The organism is Micromonospora sp. NPDC051300 (assembly GCF_044455315.1).
In the GTDB taxonomy this organism is placed as follows: Bacteria; Actinomycetota; Actinomycetes; order Mycobacteriales; family Micromonosporaceae; genus Micromonospora; species Micromonospora robiginosa.
The window spans coordinates 1-24,746 of sequence record NZ_JBITEP010000004.1 but is presented as its reverse complement, the minus strand read 5'-3'; the positions used below and the strand labels follow the sequence as shown (position 1 = coordinate 24,746).

Genomic DNA, 24,746 nt, shown 5'->3' with positions numbered 1-24,746 from the left:
AGCTGCCGCTGGCCGTCGCGCTCCACGTGTTGGTCACGCTCGCCCCACCCGGCAACGTCAACGCGACAGTCCAACCCCGGGTGCCACCGGAACCGGCCGTCACCTTCACCGTCGCCACGAAACCACCGGTCCACGAGTTCAGCGACACCGTCGCCGAACAGCCACCCGTACCCGGCGGCGGCGTGGTCGGGTTCGGCGGCGGGGTGGTCGGGTTGCCCGGCGTCGTCGGCGGCGGCGTGCTGGTCCCGCCGGCGTTGAGCGCGTTCAGCACCGAGGTGTACGCGGCCTTCTTGTTGCCGGAGCAGTCGAAGAGCAGCGCGTTGTCCGAGCCGCGCCACGAGTCGCAGTCACGCACGCCCCACACGGTGATGCCGGTGCAGCGCGACACCGCCATGCACGAGCGGGTGACCGTGCCGAAGATGTTCGCCTGGTTGCCGCCGGTCATCACGTCCAGCTCGGTGATCTGCACGTCCACGCCGAGGTCGGCGAAGCGCTGGAGGTTGGCCTGGTAGTCGCCCGGGATCGTGGTGCCCAGGTGCGACTGGAAGCCGACGCAGTCGATCGGCACGCCACGGGACTTGAAGTCCCGCACCATGTTGTAGACGCCCGTCGACTTCGCGTTGACCCCGTCGGTGTTGTAGTCGTTGTAGCAGAGCTTCGCGCCCGGGTCGGCGGCCCGCGCGGCCCGGAAGGCCGCCTCGATCCAGTCGTTGCCGGTGCGCTGGAGGTTCGAGTCGCGGCGCCCGCCGCTGCCCCCGTCGGCGAACGCCTCGTTCACCACGTCCCAGGCGTAGATCTGGCCGCGGAAGTGGGTCGCCACCTGGGTGACGTGGTTGATCGCCGCGTTGCGCAGCGCGGTGCCGGACAGGCCCTGCGCCCAACTCGGCTGCTGGGCGTGCCAGAGCAGGGTGTGACCGCGCACGCTCATCCCGTTGGCCCGGGCGTGGCTGACCAGCCGGTCACCGCCGGTGTAGGAGAACCGCCCCTGCTGGGGCTCGGTGGCGTCCCACTTCATCTCGTTCTCGGGCACCACCGAGTTGAACTCGCGGTTGAGCACCGTGACGTACGTGTTGTCGGACAGCTTGTTGGTGGCGACCGCCGCGCCGAAGTAGCGGCCCTTCTCCGCCGCCGACGCGCGCAGGGTGGTGCCGGCGCTGGCGGTGGGCGCCAGCGCCACCGCCATGCCGGCGGCGAGCGCGCCGGCCAGCAGGCCGGTGGACAGCAAGGCTCTGGTGGGTCTCATGCAGGTTTCCTCTTCCGGGTTGCACGGTGGTGATGCGACCAGCGCGGCTCGCCCGGAGAGCCAGTGCTGCGGATGCCCTGCCATCGACTGTGAGCGATAACATGCCCGCGCGTCAAGTCCGGCTCAGGTCAGGGGTACACCTCCTCGTGCGCCTTGCGGTAGTCGACGATCTCCGCCGCCCGGCCGGTCGCCGCGTGCGTCACCCAGGCCGGATTGCCGAGCAGGGCCCGCCCCAACGCGACCAGATCGAACTCGCCCTCGGCCAGCCGGCGGGTCAGCCCGGACACCGACTCCGGGCCACCCGGACGCAGGAAGTCGCGGGTCAGGCCGACCGAGCCGACGGTGATCGACGGCAGGCCGGTGAGGTGCTTCGCCCAGCCCGCCAGGTTCCACGGCGAGCCGGCGAACGCGGGCTGCCAGAACCGGCGCTGCGACGCGTGCAGCACGTCCGCGCCGGCCTCGGCGAACGCGCCGAGGATCTCCGCCAGCTCGGCCGGCGTCTCCGCGATCCGGGCGTCGAACGCGCGCTCCTTGAACTGCGAGAACCGCACGACCACCGGCCGGTCCGCCGGGAACTGCTCGCGGACCGCCCGCACCACCGCGGCCGGGAACCCGGCCCGCCGCGCCGGTGAGCCACCGAACGCGTCGGTCCGCCGGTTCGTGTCCGGCCACAGGAACTCGTCCAGCAGGTAGCCGTGCGCGGCGTGGACCTCCACCGCGTCGAACCCGACGCGGGCGGCGACCCGCGCCGCCGCCGCGTACGACGTCAGCAGCTCGTCGGCGTCGTCGAGGGTCATGGCGTGCCCGGCCGGGCGCCCCGGTTCCGCCACCCCGGAGGGCGTCCACGCCGGACGGCCGTCGACCGGCTCGCGCAGGCTGCCCAGGTGCCACAGTTGCGCGGCGATCCGACCACCCGCGCCGTGCACCGCCTCGACCACCCGCCGCCAGCCCGCCTCGGCCGGCCCGGGCGTCATCCGGGGCACGGTGTCCTCGTGGCCGGCGGTCGGATGGTCCACCAGGACGCCCTCGGTGACGATCAGCCCGACGCCCTGCTCCGCGCGTCGCCGGTAGTAGTCGGCGACCTGCGGCGTCGGCACCCCGCCGGGCGCGCGGTTGCGGGTCATCGGCGCCATGACGAACCGGGTGCGCATCGGCATCCCGGCGACGGTGACGGGTTCGATCAGCGGCGCCACCGGCGATCCGGCGGCCAGCGTGGTGGTCATGCCCCGACGGTAGGAGTTGACACCGGTGTCAGGGGCAAGCCCTCTCCGGCACCGGGTCGTCCGCGACGGTCATGTCGGTGACGACCTCGTCGAGCACCGCGACGGCGTGCGCGAGCCGCGCCATCTCGGCCTCCATCCGGGTCCGCTCCTCGCGCAGCCGGTCGGTCAGCCAGCGGGTGCGGATGTCGGGGTTGGTCACGCAGGGCAGCAGCTCGGACATCCGCCGGCTGCTCAACCCGGCGTCGAAGAGCCGCTGGATGAGGCGTACCCGCTCGACCGCCGACTCCCCGAACACCCGCTGCCCGCTGGCGGTGCGCACGGCGGCGAGCAGGCCCTGCTGCTCGTAGTAGCGGATCGACCGGGCACTGACCCCGGTCCGCGCCGACAGTTCACCGATCCGCATCGCGCCTCCCCGCTCCGCTCCGGCCTACCGGACCGAGCATGCCAGCCGGCGGCGGGCCGCCGCTGCCGATCATCGTGTCGGGAGGGCCTGTTACGGTTCCGCCGCCCTTGCCACAGCCCCGCCGGAGGTCGGTGTGATCAACTCGCACGTGTCGTCGTTCGCCGGATTGCCGGTGCTGCCGTTCACACCGGGCATGGCCCTGCCGGACGATCCGTCCGCGGTGGCGTGGCGCCTCGAGGTCGAGGAGTTCGACGCGGACCCGGAGGAGTTCGCCGCCCTGGTCCGCGCCATGCGCGACGAGGTCCCCGCCGAGACGGTCCGGGCCGTCGTGGTGGGCGAGTGGGGTGAGGCGTACGAGCGTGCGCTGCCGGTGGACCTGCTGGTCGAGGCCGCGGCGAGCTGGACCGGGCTGCGCGCGATGTTCCTCGCCGACCTGGTCGCCGAGCAGTGCGAGATCTCCTGGCTGAACCACGGCGACGTCACGCCGCTGCTGGCGGCGTACCCGGGGCTGGAGGTGCTGCGGATCCGCGGCGCCCAGGGCCTGCGGCTGGCGCCGGACCGGCACGCCGGGCTGCGCGAGCTGCGGATCGAGTCCGGTGGTCTGCCGGCCGAGGTGACGCGCGGCGTCGGCGCCGCCGACCTGCCGGCGCTGCGCCGGCTCGACCTGTGGCTCGGCCGGGCCGACTACGGCCGCGACACCACGCCGGACGACCTGGCGGGTGTGCTGGCCGGCGACCGCCTGCCGGCGCTGCGACACCTGGCGGTCTGCAACGCGGAGAACGCCGACGCGGTCGCCGCGGCGGTCGCGGACGCGGCGGTCGTGCCCCGCCTGGAGGTGCTCGACCTGTCCATGGGCGTGCTCACCGACGCCGGCGCGGCGACGCTGCTGGCCGGCCAGCCGCTCACCCACCTGCGCCGGCTCGACCTGCACCACCACTTCCTCTCCGACGAGGCGGCCGCTTCGGTGGTCGCCGCGCTGCCCGAGGTCGAGGTGGACGTCTCCGACGCCCAGAGCGCCGAGGTGTACGACGGCCGGAAATACTTCTTCACCGCCGTCGGGGAGTGAGCGGCAGGTGACATGCGACTGACCGTGGTGGGCAACCCGGCCAACCGCCGGGTGGCGCTGTTCGACCGCGCGGTGCGCGACGCCGGCCTGCCGGCGCCCGACGTGCTGCCCTGGGTCGACGTGCTGACCGGGGCCGCGCCGCCGCCGGCCGGCGCGCTGGTGCGGGTGGACTCCCCGGGTGAGGACCCGCTCGTCGACCGGCTGCTGCGCGGCGCGCCCACCGTCGCCCGGCACGGTGAGCTGGTCGGCCTCGCCGACGCGTACGCCGGTCTGGTCGCCGGCCTCGCCCGGGTCGCCGCCGGGGGCGCCGAGCTGCTCAACCACCCGGACGACGTGGCCGTGCTGTGCGACAAGCGGCGCTGTCACGCCCTGCTGTCGGCGGCCGGCGTGCCGGTGCCGGCCGCGCTGCCGCCGGTCGGCGGCTACGCCGCGCTGCGCGAGGCGATGGCCGGGGCCGGCTGGCACCGGGTGTTCGTCAAGCCGGCGCACGGCTCGTCCGCCGCCGGGGTGCTCGCGCTCGCGGTGGGTCCGCGCGGCGTGCAGGCCGACACCACGGTCGAGGCCACCCCGGACGGGCTGTTCAACTCGCTGCGGGTGCGCCGGCTCACCGACGAGGCGGCCGTCGCCGCGATCGTCGACCGGCTGGCCCCGGACGGGCTGCACGTCGAGCGGTGGCTGCCCAAGGCCGGCCTCGGCGACCGGGTCGTCGACGTGCGGGTGCTGGTGGTCGCCGGCCGTCCCACGCACGCGGTGGTCCGGGCCGCCCGGGGCCCGCTGACCAACCTGCACCTCGGCAACGCCCGGGGCGACCTGAAGGCGCTGCGCGCCGCGGCCGGCGCGTCGACCTGGGCGGCGGCGATGGAGACCTGCGAGCGGGTCGCCGCGTGCTTCCCCGGCTCGCTGCACGTCGGCGTCGACCTGATGATCCTGGCCGGGTGGCGCCGGCACGCGGTCGCCGAGGTGAACGCGTTCGGCGACCTGCTGCCCGGCGTGCTGGTCGACGGCCGGGACGCCTACGCCGAGCAGGTGCACGCGCTGACCACCGGCCGGTGGCGGCGCCGGCGGTCGGAGGTGACCGCGTGCGTGACCTGATCGGCGACCACGACCTGCTCCTGGTCACGCTGGACACGCTGCGCTACGACGTGGCGGCCGAGCTGGCCGCGGCGGGGCGGACGCCGCGCCTCGCCCGGGCGCTGCCGGGTGGCCGGTGGGAACGCCGGCACTCCCCGGCCAGCTTCACCTACGCCGCGCACCACGCGTTCTTCGCCGGCTTCCTGCCCACCCCGACCGGGCCGGGCCGGCACGAGCGGCGCTACGCGGCGGCCTTCCCCGGCAGCGAGACGGCCGGCGCCGACACCTGGGTGTTCGACGCCCCGGACCTGCCGACCGCGCTGGCCGGAGCCGGCTACCACACGCTGTGCCTGGGCGGGGTGGGCTTCTTCAACAGGCGCAGTCCACTGGGGTCGGTGCTGCCCGGCCTGTTCACCGAGGCGCACTGGGAGCCGGAGTTCGGGGTCACGTCCCCGACCTGCCTGGACGCCCAGCTCGACCGGTTGGCCGAGGTGCTGGCCCGGGTGCCGGCGCGCCGACCGCTGTTCACCTTCCTCAACGTGGCCGCGCTGCACCAGCCCAACCGGCACCACCTGCCGGGCGCCGAGACCGACAGCCGGGCCAGTCACGCCGCCGCGCTGGAATACGTCGACGGCCGCGTCGACAGGCTGTTCGGCCTGGTCACCGGCCGGGGCCGGCCGGTGTTCACGATCGTCTGCTCCGACCACGGCACGGCCTACGGGGAGGACGGCCACACCGGCCACCGGATCGGCCACGACGTGGTGTGGACCGTCCCCTACGCCGACTTCACCCTGCACCCGGGAGAATGGTGACCAGCACCGATCCGAGCCTCGACGGCTCCACCTACCAGCAGTACCTCTACGCCTACCCGCACAAGACCTCCTACCGGCCGCTGCTTCCCCGGCCCCGGCTGGCCGACGTGTGGCGGGACGAGGCACGCGACGCGCTCTTCCTCTACCTGCACGTGCCGTTCTGTGAGATGCGGTGCGGCTTCTGCAACCTGTTCACCCGCGCCAACGCGCCGGCGGAGCAGGTGACGGCATACCTGCGGCAGGTGCGTCGCCAGGCCGAGCGGGTCGCCGAGGCGCTCGGCGGCGACGCCGGGTACGCCCGGGCGGCGTTCGGCGGCGGCACCCCCACCTACCTCACCGCCGACGAGCTGACCGAGCTGTTCGCGATCGCCACCGACACGATCGGCGCCCGGCTGCCGGGCGTACCGCTGTCGGTGGAGACCTCGCCGGCCACCGCGACGCCGGACCGGCTGGCGGTGCTCGCCGCGCACGGCGCCACCCGGGTGAGCATCGGGGTGCAGAGCTTCCTCGACGCCGAAGCCCGCGCCGCCGGCCGGCCGCAGCGCCGCGCCGAGGTGGAGGCCGCGTTGGCCGCGATCCGGGACGCCCGGATCCCGGTGCTCAACCTCGACCTGATCTACGGCATCGACGGGCAGACCGCCGACACCTGGCGGCAGAGCCTGGACGCGGCACTGGCCTGGCGACCGGAGGAGCTGTTCCTCTATCCGCTCTACGTCCGCCCGCTGACCGGCCTGGGCCGGCGCGCGCACGCCCGCGCCGACTGGGACGCCCAGCGGCTCGCGCTCTACCGGCAGGCGGTGGAGACGCTCGGCGCGGCCGGCTACCGGCAGGAGTCGATGCGCCAGTTCCGCCGCGCCGACGTGCCGGCGCCGGACGGCCCGGACTACTGCTGCCAGGACGACGGCATGGTCGGTCTCGGCTGCGGCGCCCGCTCCTACACGACCGCGTTGCACTACTCGTTCGACTACGCGGTGAGCGTCACCGAGGTGCGGGCGGTGCTCGACGACTACCTCGCCCGCCCCGCCGACGACTTCCGGTACGCCGAGTTCGGCTTCCACCTCGACGGCGCGGAACAGCGCCGCCGCTGGCTGCTGTCGTCGCTGCTGCGCGCCGGCGGTGTCGACGCCGGTGCCTACCGGTCCCGCTTCGGGCGTCCGCCGGGCGAGGACTTCCCGCAGCTCGGCCGCCTGGTCGAGCGGGGTTGGGCCACCGACGGCGGGCTGCGGCTCACCGCCGCCGGGCTGGCCCGCTCCGACGCCGTCGGCCCGTGGCTCACCTCCGCCGAGGTGCGGCACGCGATGACCGGGTACGCGCTGCGATGAACCTGTCCGTCCTCTACCGGGGGCCGCTGGCGAGCTGCAACTACGACTGTCCCTACTGTCCGTTCGCCAAGCGGCGCGACCCGCCGGAGCTGTTGCGCGCCGACCGGGCCGCGCTGGCCCGGTTCACGGGATGGGTGGCCGCGACCACCGACGTGCGACTGTCGGTGCTGTTCACGCCGTGGGGCGAGGGGCTGACCCGGAGCTGGTACCGGGACGCGATGGTGTCGCTGTCCCACCTGCCGCACGTGGACCGGGTGGTCATCCAGACCAATCTCGCCGCCCGCGTCGACTGGCTGGCCGACGCCGACGCCGGCTCGGCCGCGCTCTGGACGACCTACCACCCGGGGCAGGTCGAGCGGGCGCGCTTCCTGCGCCGCTGCGCGCGCCTGTCCGAGCTGGGCGTGCGTTACTCGGTCGGGGTGGTCGGCCTGCCCGAGCACCTGGCCGAGGCACGAGCGCTGCGCGCGGCGTTGCCGGCCGGCGTCTACCTGTGGGTCAACGCGGCCGAGGGCCGCCGCTACGACGCCGAGGAGGAGGCGACCTGGACCGCGCTGGACCCGCACTTCGGCTACAGCGTCCGGCCGCACCTGTCGCTCGACCGGCCCTGCCACGCCGGTGAGACCGCGATCTCCGTGCTCGGTGACGGCACGGTCCGCCGGTGCCACTTCGTGCCCACCCCGATCGGCAACCTCTACGACGGGTCGTGGCGGGCCGCCCTGCGGCCCCGGACGTGCGACAACACGGTCTGCGACTGCCACATCGGGTACGTCCACCTCAAGCCGCTCGGCCTGCGGGACGTGTTCGCCGGTGGGGTGCTGGAGCGCATTCCGGCCGCCTGGCCGCCGCCGGCCCCGGCGGCGCGCTGACCGGTCGGCCCGCCATTGACAGCGACTCGATGTTAACGCAAACATTGAGGCGGGGGCATGGGAGCTGTCACCTCGCACCGCCGCCGGTCCAGGGCAGACCGGTGCTGCTCGGCAGGGACGCCACCGACGGTCGGCAGGGGTCGAGGACCCGCCGCCCGGCCGGGCGTCGCCACCCCCACTCACGGACCGGGAGATCCCGTGCGACTCGTCAGCCATTCCCGCCACCGGACGGCGTTGCTCGCCGCCACCACCGCGGCCGCCCTCACCACCGCCGGCCTCGCCGCCACCCAGCTCCCCGCCACGGCCGCCGCCGGCTGCGCCGTCACCTACACCGTGACCTCGTCCTGGTCCGGTGGGTTCGGCGCCGACGTCACCGTCACCAACCTCGGCGACCCGGTCAGCTCCTGGCGGCTGACCTGGAGCTTCGCCGCCGGCCAGACCGTCACCCAATTCTGGAACACCGCCCTGACCCAGACCGGCGCGGCCGTCACCGCCGCCAACGTCTCCTACAACGGCGCCATCGGCACCGGCGGCTCCACCAGCTTCGGCTTCAACGGCGCCTGGACCGGCGGCAACCCCGTCCCCACCAGCTTCGCCCTCAACGGCACCACCTGCACCGGCGGCGTCACCACCGGACCCACCACCGCGCCGCCGACCAGCACCCCACCCACCACGCCGCCGCCGACCACCCCGCCACCGGCCACGACCGGACCGTGCGACATCTACGCCGCCGGCGGCACCCCCTGCGTGGCCGCGCACAGCACCACCCGGGCGTTGTTCCGCGACTACGGCGGCCGGCTCTACCAGGTCCGCCGCTCCTCCGACAACGCCACCCGTGACATCTCCACGGTCGGCGCGGGCGGGCCCGCGAACGCCGCCGCGCAGGACTCCTTCTGCGCCAACACCACATGCGTCATCACCTGGATCTACGACCAGACGACCCGGGGCAACAACCTGGGCTACCAGGGGTCCGGCGGCATCGGGGGCGCGGTGCAGCCGGCCGTCGCCAACCGGGAGTCGGTCACGGTCGGCAGCGCGAAGGCGTACTCGCTGTTCATTCCCGGCAACAGCAGCTACTGGCGGGACGGTCACCTGACCGGCGTGCCGACCGGCAGCGCGCCGGAGGGCATGTACATGGTGACCAGCGGCACGCACGTCAACAGCGGTTGCTGCTTCGACTACGGCAACAGCGAGACCACCCGCCGGGCCGACGGGGCCGGCGCGATGGACGCGATCAACTTCAGCACCAGTTGCTGGTTCGGCGGCTGCTCCGGCAGCGGGCCCTGGGTGCAGGCCGACCTCGAATACGGTCTCTACCCCGGCGGCAGCTCGTCGTGGAACCCGAACCAGCGGGCCTTCACCAGCAAGTTCGTCACCGCCACGCTGAAGAACAACGGCACCTCACGCTTCGCCATCAAGGGCAGCAACGCGCAGTCCGGCGCCCTCTACACCCTCTATGACGGGTCACTGCCCCGCGGCTACAGCCCGATGCGGAAGCAGGGCGCGATCATCCTGGGCAGCGGCGGCGACTGCTGCATCGACAACCGGAACCAGAGCGTCGGCACGTTCTACGAGGGGGCCATGGTGGCCGGCTATCCCTCGGACGCCACCGAGAACGCCGTGCAGGCCAACGTGGTGGCCGCCGGATACCGCTGAGCCGATCCGACCGCCGCTCCCGGTCCGGGACGAGAGCCAGAAGAAGATCTACGTCCAGGAACTCGGCGACGCCCCGATCGACACCACGTTCAGCCTGGTCGACCGGGGCGACGCCTGACCGGCGTCAGGCCAGCACCTCCACATAGCCGGCGGAGCCGTGCACCCGGATCCGCTGCCCGTCGCGGATCAGCCGGGTGGCGTCGGGCACGTTCACCACCGCCGGCAGGCCGTACTCCCGGGCGATCACCGCACCGTGGGTCATCTGGCCGCCCACCTCGGTCACCAGGGCGGCGGCGGCCACGAACACGGGGGTCCAACTGGGGTCGGTGTGGACGGTGACCAGGATGTCGCCCGGTCCCAGGTCGGCGCGGGCCAGGTCCAGGACGACCCGGGCCCGCCCCTCGACCGTGCCGTTGGACACCGGCAGCCCGACCAGCGCGCCTGTCGGTACGTCGTCGCGCCGGTACGCCCCGGCGAGGGCCTCGCCGTCGGAGGTGAGCACGCGCGGCGGCGTGAGCGTCCGGTGCCACCGGTACGCGTCCCGGCGTTCCCGGACGAGCCGCGCGTCCACCCGGCGCGTGCGCACCGCGTCGCGGAACTCGTCGAACGTCAGGAAGAAGACGTCCTCCCGGTCGGTGAGCACGCCGTCGTCGACCAGCCGGTCGGCCTCCGCGGTCAACGCCTGCTTGTAGGCGAGGTAGCGGCTGACGATGACGTACTTGGGGTATTCCCGGTAGCCGATGAAGGTGCGGACCCGGTCGATCATGCGGCGGGTCTCGTCGGCCCGCCGGTCGCCGTCCGGCAGCGCCCGCAGCCGGGCCAGCACCTCCTGCGCCTTGCGCTCCGCCGCCCGCCGCCCCTGCGCGAAGCGCCGCCGGGCCTCGCCGGGGGCGAAGGTGCGGACGTGGTCCAGGATCAGCGGTACGAGAGTGGCCGGCTGCTCGGCCCACCGGGGCCGGGTGATGTCGATCTCGCCGACGCACCGCATGCCGTACCGGTCGAGGTAGTCCTCGATCGCGGCGCGCGCCTCGCTCCCGCCGGGCAGCTTCGGCAACTCGTCGAGGAAGTCACCGTCCACGACGTCGTGCAGGAACGCCACCACCTCGGGGTGTGGGCGGATCACGTCGGCGACGTCGAGCAGCGCCAGCCCCATCTCCGAGGTGACGTTGCCGGGGGCGGAGAGGGTGAGCGTGTCGGCGGCGTTCGGCTCGCCCAGCCACTCGCCGAGCTTGTCGTTGAGCCACCAGGTGGCCTCCATCCCGGCCATGATCGCCTGGATGCTGACCGGGTCGACGAGGACCCGCTTGTGCTCCTCGAACGCCTCGGCCAGGAAGTCGAACAGCGCCGGACCGGACCTGGTGCGGATGTCGCGCCGCAGCGCGGCGACGCTGTCCCGGCTGCCGTCGATCAGCGCCGTGACGATGGCCGGGTCCGTCTCGATCGTCGTCGCCGGCGGCCGGCCGGCCGGCGGGCCGGCGGGGACGCCGTCCGGCGGCGTGGGCACGACGTCGCCGCGGTCCAGAACGGTGGTCAGCGCGTCCAGGGTCAGCGGGTCGGAGCGCCTCATCAGGTCCAGGAAGGCGGCCCGCCCGGCCGGGTCGACCAGGCGCGGGGTGGCGTCGACGAAGAGCCGGCCGCCGGCGGGATGCATGGGCGCCATGGCGGTCAGCCGCCACATCGACAGCCCCAGCGGCTTCATCGCGTCGGTCATCATCTGCTGGTGGCCGACGGAGAGGTAGACGTGCTTCTCGTCGTCGGCGGCCACCGGGACCGGGAACAGCGTGGTGATCGGCCGGCTCTGCAGGATCTCGAACTCGCCGTCGACAAGGGCCCACTCGACGTCCTGGGGGCGGCCGAACCGGGCCTCGATCCGCCGGCCGAGGTCGACAAGTGCCAGGACCTGCGCGTCGGTCAGCGCCGGCTGCTCGCGGCGGGCCGGGTCCACGTCCTCCACCCGGGTCCCGCCACCCGGCACGGCGCGCACCGCCACCGGCTTGGCCGCGATCGTCCGGGTGACGACCGCGCCGTCGCGCACCGTGAACACGTCCGGGGTCACCAGGCCGGCCACCATCGCCTCGCCCAGCCCGAAGCCGGCGTCCACCGAGGCGGCCCTCCGGTCGCCGGTGACCGGGTCGGCGGTGAACAGGACGCCTGCCGCGTCCGGGAGGACCATCAGCTGCACGACCACCGCCATCCGGACGGCGCGGTGGTCGACGTCGTTGCGGACCCGGTAGCCGACCGCCCGCTCGGTGAACAGCGACGCCCAGCACCGGCGGACGTGGGCGAGCACCGCGGCCGGACCGACCACGTTCAGGTAGCTGTCCTGCTGGCCGGCGAACGAGGCGGTCGGCAGGTCCTCCGCGGTGGCGCTGGACCGGACGGCCCAGGCGACGTCGTCGCCGCCGAGGCCGGCCAGCGCTCCGGTGATCGCGATCGCGACGTCGTCCGGCACCACCGCCCCCTCGACGGCGTCACGGATCTCCGCGCTGACCGTCCGGATCGCCTCCCGGTCGTCCGGCCCCAGCCGGGCGAGCCGGTCGAGCCGCTCGTCCAACCCGGGCACGCCGGCGACGGCCCGGCGGTACGCGTCGGTGGTCACGCAGAGGCCCGGCGGCACGCGTACCCCCTCGGTCCGCGACAGCGCCCCCAGGTGGGCGCCCTTGCCACCGACGACCGCACCCTGCGTCTCGTCGACCTCGTCGAACCCCACCACGTACCGTCCGGCCATTGGTGCCCCCGTTTTCCCTGCTCGAACCGCGTCCGGCCGACGATTCTGCGGCACCACCCGGGTCTTGCCACAAGCCCCCGGGTGCGGTATACGTTAGAAGTGGCAGGGAGCGATCTCCCTGCCTTTGCTGTTTCACGGGCCGCTGTCGCCTCTCGGCCGCCGCGGTTTCTCGGCCGCCACCGTCACGTCCGCGCCGCCCGGCTGGAACTGTGGCGCTCCCGACCTCACCCGGTGGCATGGCGGGGCCGTCTCGGGGGCAAGACCACTGCGGAGAGCGACGCCGGGAGGCCGATCGGGCGGGCAGTACGCCCCCTGTGCCCGCATGCGCCCCCCTTGGCTGCGCCACCTGGACGGGCAGGAACCGACGCGGTGAGGGAGACTCGGGCGATGACCGGCGCTGGCACCGACCCGCGAGCACGTGCCGACGTGTTCGCCGTCGACGGTGAGATCGGCCCGGACCTGGCCCGGGTCGACTGGTCGACCCACCCGCTCGGCGTGCCCGACGGCTGGCCACAGAGCCTGCGCACCGCGGTCCGCATCCTGCTGTCCTCCCGGTTCCCGATGTGGATGGCCTGGGGACCCGAGCTGACCTTCTTCTGCAACGCCGCCTACCGGCGAGACACGCTCGGCCGCAAGTACCCGTGGGCGCTGGGGCGGCCGGCGAACGAGGTGTGGGCGGAGATCTGGGACGACATCGGCCCGCGCATCGACACCGTGCTGCGCACCGGTGACGCCACCTGGGACGAGGGGCTGCTGCTGTTCCTGGAACGCTCCGACTACCGGGAGGAGACCTACCACACGTTCTCCTACAGCCCGCTGCGCGACGACGACGGCACGCTGGTCGGGATGCTCTGCGTGGTCAGCGAGGAGACCGAGCGGGTCATCGGCGAGCGGCGGATGGCCACACTGCGGGACCTCGGCTCCGACCCGAGCGTCATCCGCACCGAGCAGGAGACGCTCGCCTTCGCCGCCCGGCAGCTCGGACGCAACCCGTGGGACCTGCCGTTCACGTTGACGTACCTGTTCGGCGACGACGGTGACGCGCGGCTGGCGGAGGCGACGGGCGTCACCGCCGGTCACCCGGCGGCTCCGGCGACGCTGTCGGCCGACGACCCCACCGCGCCCTGGCCGACGAGCGGGCCGACCGAGGGCGAGTCGGTCCTGGTGCCGCTGGACGGCGACGGGTTCGCCGACCTGCCGACCGGCGGCTGGCCGGACCCGCCGACCGAGGCGATGCTGGTGCCGCTGCGCCAACAGGGCGGCACGCCGTACGGCTTCCTGGTGGCCGGGCTGAACCGCTACCGCGCGCTCGACGACGGCTACCGGGGGTTCGTGGAGCTGACCGCGGGGCACGTGGCGACCGGGATCGCCAGCGCCCGCAGCTACCAGGCCCAGCAGCGGCGCGCCGAGGAGCTGGCCGAGCTGGACCGGGCCAAGACCGCGTTCTTCTCCAACATCAGCCACGAGTTCCGCACCCCGCTGACGCTGATCATGGGTCCGGTGGACGAGCTGCGCGCCCGGCTGCGCGACGCCGACGAGCAGGTCCGCGCGGAGCTGGAGGTCGTCCGCCGCAACGGGCTGCGCCTGGGCAAGCTGGTCAACAGCCTGCTCGACTTCTCCCGCATCGAGGCCGGCCGGATGCAGGCCCGCTACCAGCCGGTGGACCTGGCCGCCGTCACCGCCGACCTGGCCAGCGTCTTCCGCTCCGCGATCGAACGCGCCGGCCTGGCGTTCGAGGTCGACTGCCGGCCGCTGCCCGAGCCGGTGCACATCGACCCGGACATGTGGGAGAAGGTGGTGCTCAACCTGCTCAGCAACGCGTTGAAGTTCACCTTCGACGGCGCCGTCCGGGTGACCCTGCGCGCCGAGGACGGACAGGCCGTGCTGCGGGTCGCCGACACCGGCATCGGTGTCGCCGAGGACGAGATGTCCCGGCTGTTCGAGCGGTTCCACCGGATCGAGAACGCCCGCTCCCGCTCCGACGAGGGCAGCGGTATCGGTCTGGCGCTGGTCAAGGAGCTGATCACGCTGCACGGCGGCACCATCACCGCCAGCAGCGCGCCGGACCGGGGCACCGAGTTCACCGTCCGGCTGCCGTTCGGCGCCGCCCACCTGCCCGCGGACGCCCTCGCCCCGGCCGGCGCGGGCCGGGCCCCGGTCTCCGCCGAGCCGTTCGTGCAGGAGGCGCTGCGTTGGCTGCCGACCGAGCCGGGCACCGAGGTGGTCCCGGACGACCCGGCGCCGGGCGACGGACCGCCGCCGGCCCTGCCGGGGCAGGTCGCGGCCCGGGTGCTGGTCGCCGACGACAACGCCGACATGCGCGAGTACCTCACCCGCCTGCTGCGCTCGGCCGGGCACCGGGTGCAGGCGGTGGCCGACGGGCAGGAGGCGCTGGATGCGGCCCGCGCGCTCCCGCCCGACCTGGTGGTCAGCGACGTGATGATGCCCCGGCTCGACGGCCTTCAACTGGTCGCCGCGCTGCGCGCCGACCCGCGCACGGCCGGCACACCGGTGCTGCTGCTGTCCGCCCGCGCCGGCCAGGACGCCTCGATCGAGGGACTGGAGGCCGGCGCGGACGACTACCTGGTCAAGCCGTTCCCGGCGGCCGAGCTGTTGGCCCGGGTCCGCGCCAACGTGGAGCTGGCCCGGCTGCGCAACCACCACGCCCGCTGGCGCACCGCGTTGATCGACTCGTTGCAGGAGGCGTTCTTCGTCTGCGACTCCGACGGCTCGGTGGTCGAGATCAATGCGGCGTTCACCGACATCCTCGGCTACGGCCCGGAGGGCCTTCCCTACCGGTCCGCGCAGCAGCCGTGGTGGCCGGATCCGGAGACCGAGCCCGAGGCGCACCGACAGGTGTCCGCGGCGTTCTCCGTGCTCCTCGGGCAGACCCAGGGCACCTTCACCGTGCCGGTGACCCACCGCAACGGCCACCGGCTCTGGATCGCGGCCGCGTTCAACCAGGTCGACGACCCGGACACCGGCCGGCGGGTGATCGTCGGGACGTTCCGCGACGTCACCGCCGAGCACTACGCGGTGCAGCGCGAGACCGCGCTGGCCGGGCTCGGCATGCGCCTGTCCCAGGCGGACGACCTCACCGACGCCCTGGGCGGGGTGCTGGACGAGATGCGCAAGCTGTGGCGCGCCACCGGCGTCCTCACCGCCGTCTTCGGCGACTCCCCGGTCCCCGACGTCACCGCGACCGACCCCCTGCTGCGCTGGGACTCGTTGCCCGACGCGCGCCGCCAGGCGCTCGTGGGTCTGCGGGACACACCGCTGCTGACGCCGGTGGCGACCCGGGCGCACGGCGCCGGCATCGCGGTGGAGCACCCGCACGGCACCATGGCGCTCTGGATCGACCTGGGCGAGAAGCGGCCCTTCACCGAGCAGGACCAGACCCTGCTGGCGCTGCTCGCTGGCCACGTCGCCCAGGGACTGCACCGGGTGCACCAGATCGACCAGCAGCGGGAGACCGCGCTGGCCCTGCAACGGGCCATCCTCGGCCCGGCCCAACTGCCGGCCGGCTTCGCCGTGCGCTACGCCCCGGCCACACGCCCGCTCAAGGTCGGCGGCGACTGGTACGACACGGTCGAGCTGCCCGACGGACGGATCGGGATCGTGGTCGGCGACTGCGTGGGACACGGCCTGCACGCCGCCACCGTGATGGGGCAACTGCGCAGCGCCTGCCGGGCGCTGCTGCTCCAGGACGCCAGCCCGGCCCAGACGCTGATGGCGCTGGACCGGTTCGCCGCCCTGCTCCCGGGCGCGCAGTGCGCCACCGTCTTCTGCGGCGTGCTCGACCCGGCTACCGGCCGGCTGCGCTATTCCAGCGCCGGGCACCCGCCGGCCGTCGTGGTCCATCCCGACGGCACGTCCGCGCTGCTCGACCAGGGGCGGTCCCGCCCACTCGCGGTCCGCGCCGGCCGGGACCGCCCGGAGGCCGAGACCACCGTGCCGGCCCGAGCCACGCTGATGCTCTACACCGACGGCCTGGTCGAGCGCCGTCGCCAACCGCTGACCTCCGGCATCGACCGGGTGACCGCCACGCTCCAGGAGGGCCGGTCCGCCCCGGTCGACGAGTTGGCCAGCGAGGTGATGGCCCAGCTCACCCCGGACGGCGGGTACGCCGACGACGTCGCCCTGCTCATCTACCGTCACCCGGGGCCGCTGGAGCTGGACTTCCCCGCCGAGTCGTCGCGCCTGGCCGAGGTCCGCACCGCGCTGCGTGGCTGGCTGGACCGGTGCGGCCTGGCCCCGGCGCACTCCTACAACGTCCTGGTGGCCGCCGGTGAGGCGTGCGCCAACGCCATCGAGCACGGCCACCGGAACCGCCCCGGAGGCCGGATCCGGCTGCGGGCCGCGGCGACCGCCGACGCGTTGCGGGTGAGCGTCACCGACAGCGGGCGCTGGCGGGACCAGAACCGCCCGGCCGACCCGAGCCGGGGTCGTGGTCTGGTGCTGATGCGTGCTCTCATGGACAGCATCACCGTGACACCGGGCGCCACCGGCACCACCGTCGACATGCAGGCAAGGATCATCCGATGAGCACGGCCCTGACGCTCACCACCAGCGACGACCCCGACGGCACGCGTGTGCTGACCGCGGTCGGTGAGATCGACATGAGCAACGCCGCCGACTTCGGCGCCGCGCTGGCCGACGCGGTACGCCCCGACGGCGACCCGCTGGTGGTGGACCTGACCAAGGTGGAATACCTGGACAGTGCCGGTCTGGCGGTGCTGTTCCCGCACGCCGAACGTGTCGCGCTGGTCGCCGGCCCGCTGTTGGAGCCGCTGCTCACCATCTCCGGGCTGGCCGACCTCACCACGGTTCGCAGCGGCTGACCCACCTGCCCGGGCACCGGTTATCCTGGACGGGCCCGGCGGACCGTTCTGATACGAGCGCACCCGCCGGCGTTCCCACGGGAGCTTCCTGGTGACATCTCCGGGGTCCTTCGGTGTCCGTCCCTCCGCCGCCGCGCTGACGCTCGTGCCGGCCGACGCCGGTGAGGGCCACGTCGTCCTCATGGTGAGCGGCGAGGTGGACATGGCCACCTCCGACGACCTCGCGCGCGCGCTGACCGACCTGCTGCGGCAGCGATCCCCGCGCCGGCTCCTGGTCGACCTGGCCGGGGTGCGGTTCCTGGACTCGTCCGGTATCCAGGCCCTGGTGGTGGGCGCGCAACGCGCCTGCCACCACGGCTGTGACCTGGCGCTGGTCAACGTTCCGAAGCCGGTACGCCGGGTGCTGGAGATCACCGGCGTGGCCTCACTGCTCGGCCTCGGGCCGTCCGCCGGCGACGATCACCGGGGGACGGTGAGTTCCCCCGACTCGACCAGGTGACGCGCCACGTCGAGCAGCTTGGTGTTGGTGTGCTGACTGCTCAGGACGAGCAGTCCGAACGCCTGTTCGCCGGTGACCCGGTACCGCTCCATCAGGATGCCCTTGGCCTGACCGATCATGTCCCGTGTGCCGAGGGCCTGGGTGAGCTGGGTGATCTGCCGGGCGTCGGACATGGCGATCGCGGCGTGCGCGGCGAACAGCAGGCCCACCTGCTCCGACTCGTCGGTGAATGCGTCGACCCGCTCGGCGTAGAGGTCGAGCGCGCCGAGATTGTCGTCGGAGACGTAGAGCTGGAACGACAACATGCTGCCGATCCCCAAGTCGGTGACGCCCTTGCCGAACGCCGGCCAACGCGGGTCGGCGCGGACGTCCGACACCCGCACGGTCGTCTCCTCGTAGAGCGACGACAGGCAGGGCCCCTGGTCGGTGTCGTACTGCACCTGGTCGACGTCGCACGGCACCTGGTGGGTGGTGGCGGTGGTGGAGATCCGTCGCCGTCTGCTGATCTCGGAGATGGCGGCGTGGTCGGCGCCGGGGATGGTGTCGACGGCGGCCCGCACGATGGCGTCCAGCGTGCCTCGCTCGTCCTTCTCGCGCTCCAGGCGGCGGGCCAGGTCGACGAGCACGGTGCCCAGGCGGTCCAGTTCGGCGCCGCCGTACGCCGTCGACGGCCGGCCCCGTGCGTGCCGGCTCCCGTCCCCCATGGGGTTCCTCGCTTCCGCCGGGGCGGCTCCGCTCATCGAAACCCACCGAAGCTGACTCACGTACCCGGTCTCGGGCCGGCGAATCCACCACCGACGAGATGCGGGGCCCCCGCCTCTACCGACTGCGTTAAGCGGGGGCCCCGCCTTCCCGCCGGCAGGCGGGTACGGTGTCGCGAGTGGACGGGGAGCGGATGGGTGAGCTGCGACGGTGGTGGGCAGTCGGCGTCGTGGCGGTGACGGTCGCGCTGGCGTCGACCGGGTGCGGGGAGCATCGCGGCGACGTGTTGGCGGCGGAGGCCGCGCAGGTCGAGGCGAAGCGCCTCAACACCGCTCTCGGGCACCGCGACAGGCAACGGGACGCCGCGTCGATCGCCGCCGCCGAGATCCTGGGCGGGGCCGAGGCGCCGGCGACCGCGGACGCCTCGACCGTACGCCGGGAGGCCCTGGCCTGGTCGGGCCGCGTCTTCGGCGACGAGCGCGCCACCGTCGACGTCCGGTTCGTCGTCACCGTGCCGGAACACTCGGCGGGTGCGATCAGCGACACCGGTCACAGCGCCGGGACGGCCTCCCGCTGCTACCGCTACGAGCTGCGGCTCTACCGCTACACCTCCTACCGGGAGATCGACTGCCCGTCCGGGGCCGCTCCCCCGCCGCCCAGCGCCGCGCCGGTGCCGAAGGTGCCGGACGACGGGCGCGTGCGGCTCACCGCGGTGCTGCGCAAGGCCACCCCGCAGACGCTGGCGGCCCGGGTGCGGGCGGCGTTCCCGCAGGAGTGGCTCACCGTCGACACGGTGACCCACGAGGGCGCGCTGGTGGCCGCCGTGGGCGTGCCGGCGGAACGGGACTGCCTGCTGCTGGTGCGCACGCCGGCCGGGCGGATCGAGGAGCCCGGGTACGACCGGGTGTGGTTGGAGCCGGGCGAGATCGGCTGCCGGACCGCCCTGTACACCGCGCCGCCCCGCTGACCTGTCAATGTAGCGTTGACAGGGTGACCCCTGACCTGGACGGCCTGGCCGGGATCGGCGCCGCCCGGGCCCGCCTGGACGAGCGGGAGCTGGAGCTGATCGACCGGGCCCGGCACGGCGGCGCCACCTGGGCGGAGATCGCCGCCGCCCTGGGGTTGAGCAGCCGGCAGGCCGCCGAGCAGCGTCGGCAACGCCTGGTGGCGGCGCGCCGTGGCCGGCTGGGGCAGCTCGACCTCGCCTGGGCCGCCGAGGTGGTGGCGTTGCGGGCGGCGGTCGCCGACCTGGACCGCTGGATCGGGGCGGACCGGGCCTGGGACGGCCGGTTCCGGCGCGCCGCGCTGGTGCGTCACACCTGCGCGTCCGCCCGGGACGCCGCGCCGGGGTCGCTGTTCGCGCTGGCCGCGTACCTGGTCGGCGATCTGGCCGGGGTCGGACCGCGACTGCCGGCGCCGGCCCGGGAGGCGGCCCGGCGGATCGCGGCGAGCCTGTCAACGAAACATTGACGGTCTTGCCCCGCTGACACTCAAGAACTGAGGATGAGTCTTCCCCGCTCAACCTTCGGAGGGCTCATGCGCCGCAACGCCGCGCTGTTCGTGGCCGTCTCGCTGCTGTCCGGCCTGGGCGGCAGCGCCATGTCCCTGGTCGCCGGCATCTGGGTGCTCGACCTCACCGGGTCCGCCGGGCTGGCCGCGCTCGCCGGGCTCTGCGTCTACGCGCCGGTGCTGGCCGGCCCCTGGCTCGGCGGGCTGCTGGACCGGGCACCCCGCCGACCGCTCGTCGTCGGCGTCAACCTCGCGCTGGCCGCCGTCCTGCTCAGCCTGCTCGCGGTGCGCGGGCCGGACCGGGCCTGGCTGATCTTCGTGGTCTCGTGCTCCTACGGCCTCAGCTACGTGTTGATCGACGCCGGCGAGACGGCGCTGCTGCCCGCGGCGCTGCCCCCGGCACGGCTCGCCGACGTCAACGGCTGGCGCTCCAGCGCGCAGGAGGGTGTGAAACTGGTGGCGCCGCTGGCCGGGGCGGGCCTCTACGCGTGGCGGGGCGGCCCTCCCGTGGTCGTGCTCTGCGCCGTCGTGCCGGTCCTGGTGGCCGTCGGGTACGCCGCGTTGCGGCTGCGCGCCCCCGAGCCGGCCGACCCGCGCCCGACGGCGTCGCGCCCGCACGGGCTGCGGGCCGGTCTCGCCGTGCTCCTGCGCCGGCGCGCGGTGCGCGTGCCGGTGGCGCTCGCGGCGGTGTCCATCGCGATGTCCGGTTTCACCACCGCGGCGCTCTACGACGTGGTGGTCGAGGGGTTGGCCCTGCCGTCGACGTTCCTCGGCGTGCTGGCCTGCGCGCAGGGCGCCGGCTCGGTGCCCGCCGGGCTGGCCGTCGGCCGGCTCGTCGTCAGGTGGGGAGCGTCCGCCGTCGGCGTCGCCGGCACGCTGCTGTTCGCGCTCGGCTGCCTGGGCCGCTGCCTGCCCTGGTGGCCGGCCACGGTGGCCGCCTCGGTGGTGATCGGCGTCGGTCTGCCGTGGACGCTCGTCGCCGCCGTCACCGCGGTGCAGACGCACACGCCCGCGGCACTGCTCGGACGGGTGTCCGGCACCGCGAACACGGCGATGTTCGGGCCGATCACGGTGGCCATCCCGCTCGGCTCGGCGGCCGTGCACACCGGTGGCCGACCACCGCTCGTCGTCGCCGCCGTGGCCTGCCTGGCCGCCGCGTCGGCGGCGGTCGCCGCGACCGGCCGGCGCGGTCAGTCCGGGTCGGAGGCCGACCGGCGGGACAGGTGGCGGATCAGCTCCGGCCGCGAACGCAGCCGCAGCTTCCGGTAGACGTTGCCCAGGTGGTACTCGACGGTCTTGGGCGACAGGAAGATCCGGGTGGCGATCTCCCGGTTCGTCAGCCCCTCCGCGACGTGCAGGGCGATCTGACGCTCCTGGCTGGTCAACCGGTCGACGCCCCGGTCGTCGGGGGCCGGCGCCCGCCGCCCGGTCGCGTCGATCTCGGCCCGGCAACGCCGGGCCCACCCCTGGGCGCCGGCCGACTCGAAGAGCCGCAGGGCGGCGGACAACCGCTCGCGGGCGTCCCGGCGTCGCTTCGCCCGCCGCAGCCGCTGGCCGTAGCCGAGCAACGTGCGGGCCCGTTCCAGCGGCCCGGCCGCCGGCCCGCACCGGGCCAACGCCGCGGTGAACGCCTCGTCCAGGTCCCGTTCCGGGGCGAGCAGGCCACGGACCCGGGCCGCCGCCGCCCGGCCGTCGCCCAGCTCCGCCAACGCCTGCGCCGCCCGGTCCGCGCGGCCCAGGCGGGCGTACGCCTCGGCCAGCTCGTCGGCCACCGGCAGCCAGCCCGGCTCCGCCATCCCGCCGCGGCGCTGGGCGGCCCGGATCCACTCCAGCTCGGTCACCGCCTCGTCCCAGCGCGCCCCGACGACAGACGTCATGGCGGTGGCGTACCGGAGCCGGACCTCGACCTCACCGAACTCGACGGGTAACAGCCGGCGGGCGTCGTCGATCCGGGCCCGGGCCGGCGCCTCCGCCCCGAGCAGCGCCTCCACCAGGGCGAGCCCGGCCAACGCCTCCGCCCGCAGCACCGGCAGCGCCACCTGCTCGGCGATCCGGACCGCCTCGGTCGCCGCGCGGTAGGCGGCGTGCAGCCGCCCGGCGCGCCACTCCAGCTCCGCGAGCCGGGGCAGCGCGTAGGCCAGCAGGAACACGTCGTCGGTCGCCCGCGCGTGGTCGATCTCCGGGGTCAGCAACGCCCGCGCGGCGTCGTGGTCGGCGAGCCAGCAGAACACCTCGGCGAGTTCCGCAGCGGAGCCGTCGGCGTGCCCGGCGCAGACCGCGACGCACTCCCGGGCCAGCACGGCGCCCTCGGGCCGCCCGGCCAGCACCTGCGCGGCGGCCAGCCGGATCAGTCCCTTGGGCCAGGGCGGCCCGTCGGCCGTGCCGGCGAGCGCCACCACCCGGGCGCACAACGGCAGCATGCCGGCGATGTCGAACCGCGCCCAGAACTGGTTGACCCCGGCGCTCATCAGCTTGGCCGCGCCGAGCGGGTCGACGTCCGCATAGGACTCCGCCTCGGCCAGGAACGCCTGGTCGCGCACCGCGGCGTCGCCGTGTTGCAGGGCGAGGTGGGTGAGCAGCGGCTTCACCCGGCAGAGCAGGTCGACCCGCCGGGTGAGCGTCAGCGCCTCCTCCCCCAGCGCCACCGCGTGCCGGCCCGCCCCCGCGTTCGCCCAGGCCCGGGTGGCGCCGATCAGACGCTCCGCCCGCAGGTCCGGGTCCGGCGTCAGGCGGGCCGACCGCTCGTACGCCCGCGCCTCGGCCACCACCCCGCCGCGCCGCTGGGCCCGCTCGGCCGACCCGGCCAGCAGCGCGGCCACCCGCTCGTCGGGGACACTCGTCGCGGCGGCCAGGTGCCATGCCCGGCGGTCGGCCGCGTCGGCGCCGGTCAGCACCGAGGCGATCGCCAGGTGCGCCGACCGGCGTTGCCCGGCGCCGGCGACGGCGTGCACCGCGGCCCGGGTCAGCGGGTGGCGGAACGTCACCTCGCGGCCACCGACCCGGACCAGGCCGGCGTCGACCGCCGGGTCGAGCGCGTCCAGGTGCAACCCCTGCACCGTGAGCACCTGCTGAAGCAGCGCCGGACCGGTGGAGCCCGCCACCGCGCAGACGACGAGCGCGCGCCAGGTGGCCTCCGGCAGGCCCCGGGCGTGCGCCAGGACGGTGGTGCGGATGCGGTCCGCCAACACCAGCGGCTCCTCCAGCGGCAACCAGCCGTCCCGGTGCTCCTCCGCGAGCGTCGCCGGCAGCTCGATCAGGGCCAGCGGGTTGCCGGCGGTGGCCGCGGCCAGGTCCTCGGCGGCCCGCCGATCCAGCCCGGCGCGCATGGCGAGCCGGACGGCGGCGTCCGGCGCCAACCCCGCCACCGGCAGCTCCGGCACCCCGCGCCCGTCGAACCCGGGCACGTCCCGGGCCGCGAAGACGATCGCGACCCGGTCGGCCAGCAGGCGCCGCGCGGTGAACAGCAACGCCTCGGCGGAGGCCGGATCGATCCAGTGCGCGTCGTCCACCAGGCACAGCACCGGCGTCCGCTCGGCCGCCGAGGTGAGCAGCGTCAACGTCGCCAGGTACGCGGCCAGCCGGTTGACGGTGCCGGACCCGCCGTCGACGGCCAGCGCGGTACGCAGCGCGTCGGCCTGCCGCGCCGGCAGCTCGTCGAGCCGGTCCAGCAGCGGCCGCACCAGCTCGTGCAGCGCGGAGAACGGCAGGTCCGCCTCGAACGGCACCCCGGTCGCGCGCAGCACCCGCATCCCGCCGGCGTGTGCGGCACAGTGGTCGAGCAGGGCCGTCTTGCCCACGCCCGCCGCGCCGCGCAGCACCAGGGCGCCGCCGCGCCCGTCGACGGCGTCGGCCAGCACCCCGGTCAGGCGGCGACACTCGTCGGCCCGGCCGAGCAGGTCGTCCACGCCGCCGTCGGTGGCCGTGCCGACGGCGGCGGCCGGAGCCGCCGATCCCCCCATGGCGGCACGCTAACCGCTGATCCGTTCCGGACCGACGGTGGCGACACGTTCCTGACAGCGACCCGCCGGCCCGGCGTCGACTAGGAGGTTCCCGGATCCGGGCGACGCCGGTCGTCCCTAGCGTCGTCACCAGCCGGGAAGCGGCGCCGGGCGGTCGACGACCCCCGGGCCGGCAGGTCCCGGCGCAGGGACGCGGGTTCGATCCGAAGGGAGAGACGGCAATGATCAGAAGCAGGGTCGGCGGAGTGCTGGCGGCGGGCGTGCTGGCCACCGGAGTCGGGGCGGTCCTCGCCCCGCCGGCGCAGGCGGCGAGCGGCTACTACGGCATCGTCAACTACGGCAGCGGGAAGTGCCTGGAGGTGGACCGGTTCGGCGCGCCCTCGTCGCTGGGCGGGCTGGTCGTGCAGCGGACCTGCGACGGGCAGGCCGTGCAGCACTGGTCGCCGGTGGGCCAGAGCCCCTACACGTTCGTCAACCGGTTCAGCGGGATGTGCGTGGACGTCCGCAACGGGGTCAACGCCGACGGCACGCCGCTGCAGCAGTGGGCCTGCACCGGGACGACGAGCATGAAGTGGACGGTGAACCCCAACTCGTTCAGCGGGGTGCACCAGGTCAAGTCCCAGATCGGCGGCCGGTGCATGGACGTGCGCGGCGGCTCGACGAGCGACGGCGCGACCGTGCAGATCTACCACTGCACCGGGTTCGGCAACCCGGCGCAGGTCTGGTCCTTCTCGCCGGTCTGACCGGTGGGCGGGGGGCCGCCCCCCCCCCCCGGGGCCGGGCCCCCCGGGGGGGGCGCCCCCCCCGGGGGGGGGGGGGCGGGGGGGGCCGCGCCCGCGGGGGGGT

General features: G+C 74.7%; 19 protein-coding genes. 13 read left to right on the top strand and 6 right to left on the bottom strand.

Translation table 11 applies throughout. The annotated features are described in order from the left end of the window. The 3 genes from ACIA5A_RS06615 to ACIA5A_RS06605 form a co-directional block, all read right to left on the bottom strand. The coding region (locus ACIA5A_RS06615) for an endo-1,4-beta-xylanase (RefSeq protein ID WP_396757140.1) at window positions 1-1,243 on the bottom strand (1,243 nt) is incomplete at its 3' end. Between the two features lie 128 nt (window positions 1,244-1,371). Next, a complete protein-coding gene (locus tag ACIA5A_RS06610) occupies window positions 1,372-2,466 on the bottom strand; it encodes a 12-oxophytodienoate reductase (protein ID WP_396757138.1) in 1,095 nt (364 codons plus the stop codon). 28 nt (window positions 2,467-2,494) lie between these two features. Further along, window positions 2,495-2,869: a MerR family transcriptional regulator gene (locus ACIA5A_RS06605; RefSeq protein WP_396757136.1), complete on the bottom strand. Its 375-nt coding sequence runs from the start codon at window positions 2,867-2,869 to the stop codon at window positions 2,495-2,497. Window positions 2,870-3,002: 133 nt separating this feature from the next. On the opposite strand from ACIA5A_RS06605, the gene ACIA5A_RS06600 reads away from it, so the two are divergent. From ACIA5A_RS06600 to ACIA5A_RS06575, 6 genes are all read left to right on the top strand, one after another. Then, window positions 3,003-3,935, top strand: coding sequence for an STM4015 family protein (locus ACIA5A_RS06600; protein WP_396757134.1), 933 nt, complete (start codon window positions 3,003-3,005; stop codon window positions 3,933-3,935). 12 nt (window positions 3,936-3,947) lie between these two features. After that, window positions 3,948-5,027: an STM4014 family protein gene (locus ACIA5A_RS06595; RefSeq protein WP_396757132.1), complete on the top strand. Its 1,080-nt coding sequence runs from the start codon at window positions 3,948-3,950 to the stop codon at window positions 5,025-5,027. Further along, window positions 5,015-5,818 (top strand): STM4013/SEN3800 family hydrolase, encoded by an 804-nt coding sequence (locus tag ACIA5A_RS06590; RefSeq protein WP_396757130.1) that lies wholly within the window; start codon window positions 5,015-5,017, stop codon window positions 5,816-5,818. The genes ACIA5A_RS06595 and ACIA5A_RS06590 overlap by 13 nt, the downstream gene beginning before the upstream one ends. Further along, window positions 5,815-7,140 (top strand): STM4012 family radical SAM protein, encoded by a 1,326-nt coding sequence (locus ACIA5A_RS06585; protein ID WP_396757128.1) that lies wholly within the window; start codon window positions 5,815-5,817, stop codon window positions 7,138-7,140. The genes ACIA5A_RS06590 and ACIA5A_RS06585 overlap by 4 nt, the downstream gene beginning before the upstream one ends. Beyond that, window positions 7,137-8,006 (top strand): STM4011 family radical SAM protein, encoded by an 870-nt coding sequence (locus ACIA5A_RS06580; RefSeq protein WP_396757126.1) that lies wholly within the window; start codon window positions 7,137-7,139, stop codon window positions 8,004-8,006. The genes ACIA5A_RS06585 and ACIA5A_RS06580 overlap by 4 nt, the downstream gene beginning before the upstream one ends. A 198-nt stretch (window positions 8,007-8,204) precedes the next feature. Continuing rightward, window positions 8,205-9,662, top strand: a complete 1,458-nt coding sequence (locus ACIA5A_RS06575; protein ID WP_396757124.1) for an arabinofuranosidase catalytic domain-containing protein — start codon at window positions 8,205-8,207, stop codon at window positions 9,660-9,662. Window positions 9,663-9,786: 124 nt separating this feature from the next. On the opposite strand, the gene rph is transcribed toward ACIA5A_RS06575, so the two are convergent. Beyond that, on the bottom strand, window positions 9,787-12,390 hold the full coding sequence (rph, locus tag ACIA5A_RS06570) for a rifamycin-inactivating phosphotransferase (protein ID WP_396757122.1): 2,604 nt from the start codon (window positions 12,388-12,390) through the stop codon (window positions 9,787-9,789). Window positions 12,391-12,777: 387 nt separating this feature from the next. Between rph and ACIA5A_RS06565 the strand changes: the two genes are divergently transcribed. From ACIA5A_RS06565 to ACIA5A_RS06555, 3 genes are all read left to right on the top strand, one after another. Further along, the gene (locus ACIA5A_RS06565; protein WP_396757120.1) at window positions 12,778-16,935 is read left to right on the top strand and encodes a SpoIIE family protein phosphatase; all 4,158 of its coding nucleotides are present in this window, start codon (window positions 12,778-12,780) and stop codon (window positions 16,933-16,935) included. Next, window positions 16,932-17,231, top strand: a complete 300-nt coding sequence (locus ACIA5A_RS06560) for an STAS domain-containing protein (protein ID WP_396757118.1) — start codon at window positions 16,932-16,934, stop codon at window positions 17,229-17,231. Before ACIA5A_RS06565 ends, ACIA5A_RS06560 begins: the two co-directional genes overlap by 4 nt. Before the next feature lie 91 nt (window positions 17,232-17,322). Next, window positions 17,323-17,730: an STAS domain-containing protein gene (locus ACIA5A_RS06555; protein ID WP_396757116.1), complete on the top strand. Its 408-nt coding sequence runs from the start codon at window positions 17,323-17,325 to the stop codon at window positions 17,728-17,730. Here the strand turns inward: ACIA5A_RS06555 and ACIA5A_RS06550 are convergent. After that, entirely contained in the window at window positions 17,691-18,434 is a 744-nt protein-coding gene (locus tag ACIA5A_RS06550; RefSeq protein ID WP_396757114.1) for a GAF and ANTAR domain-containing protein, read from the bottom strand. The genes ACIA5A_RS06555 and ACIA5A_RS06550 overlap by 40 nt on opposite strands. A gap of 176 nt (window positions 18,435-18,610) precedes the next feature. On the opposite strand from ACIA5A_RS06550, the gene ACIA5A_RS06545 reads away from it, so the two are divergent. The 3 genes from ACIA5A_RS06545 to ACIA5A_RS06535 all read left to right on the top strand — a co-directional run bounded on the left by ACIA5A_RS06545 (window position 18,611) and on the right by ACIA5A_RS06535 (window position 21,210). Further along, window positions 18,611-19,399, top strand: a complete 789-nt coding sequence (locus tag ACIA5A_RS06545; protein WP_396757113.1) for a hypothetical protein — start codon at window positions 18,611-18,613, stop codon at window positions 19,397-19,399. Between the two features lie 23 nt (window positions 19,400-19,422). Next, window positions 19,423-19,902 (top strand): hypothetical protein, encoded by a 480-nt coding sequence (locus tag ACIA5A_RS06540; RefSeq protein WP_396757111.1) that lies wholly within the window; start codon window positions 19,423-19,425, stop codon window positions 19,900-19,902. A 66-nt stretch (window positions 19,903-19,968) separates the two neighbouring features. After that, window positions 19,969-21,210: an MFS transporter gene (locus tag ACIA5A_RS06535; RefSeq protein WP_396757109.1), complete on the top strand. Its 1,242-nt coding sequence runs from the start codon at window positions 19,969-19,971 to the stop codon at window positions 21,208-21,210. Here ACIA5A_RS06535 and ACIA5A_RS06530 read toward each other — a convergent pair. Further along, window positions 21,132-23,900: an ATP-binding protein gene (locus tag ACIA5A_RS06530; protein ID WP_396757107.1), complete on the bottom strand. Its 2,769-nt coding sequence runs from the start codon at window positions 23,898-23,900 to the stop codon at window positions 21,132-21,134. The genes ACIA5A_RS06535 and ACIA5A_RS06530 overlap by 79 nt on opposite strands. Window positions 23,901-24,121: 221 nt before the next feature. Here ACIA5A_RS06530 and ACIA5A_RS06525 point away from each other — a divergent pair, with 221 nt between their 5' ends. Further along, entirely contained in the window at window positions 24,122-24,643 is a 522-nt protein-coding gene (locus ACIA5A_RS06525) for an RICIN domain-containing protein (protein WP_396757105.1), read from the top strand. The last annotated feature ends 103 nt before the right edge of the window (window positions 24,644-24,746 follow it).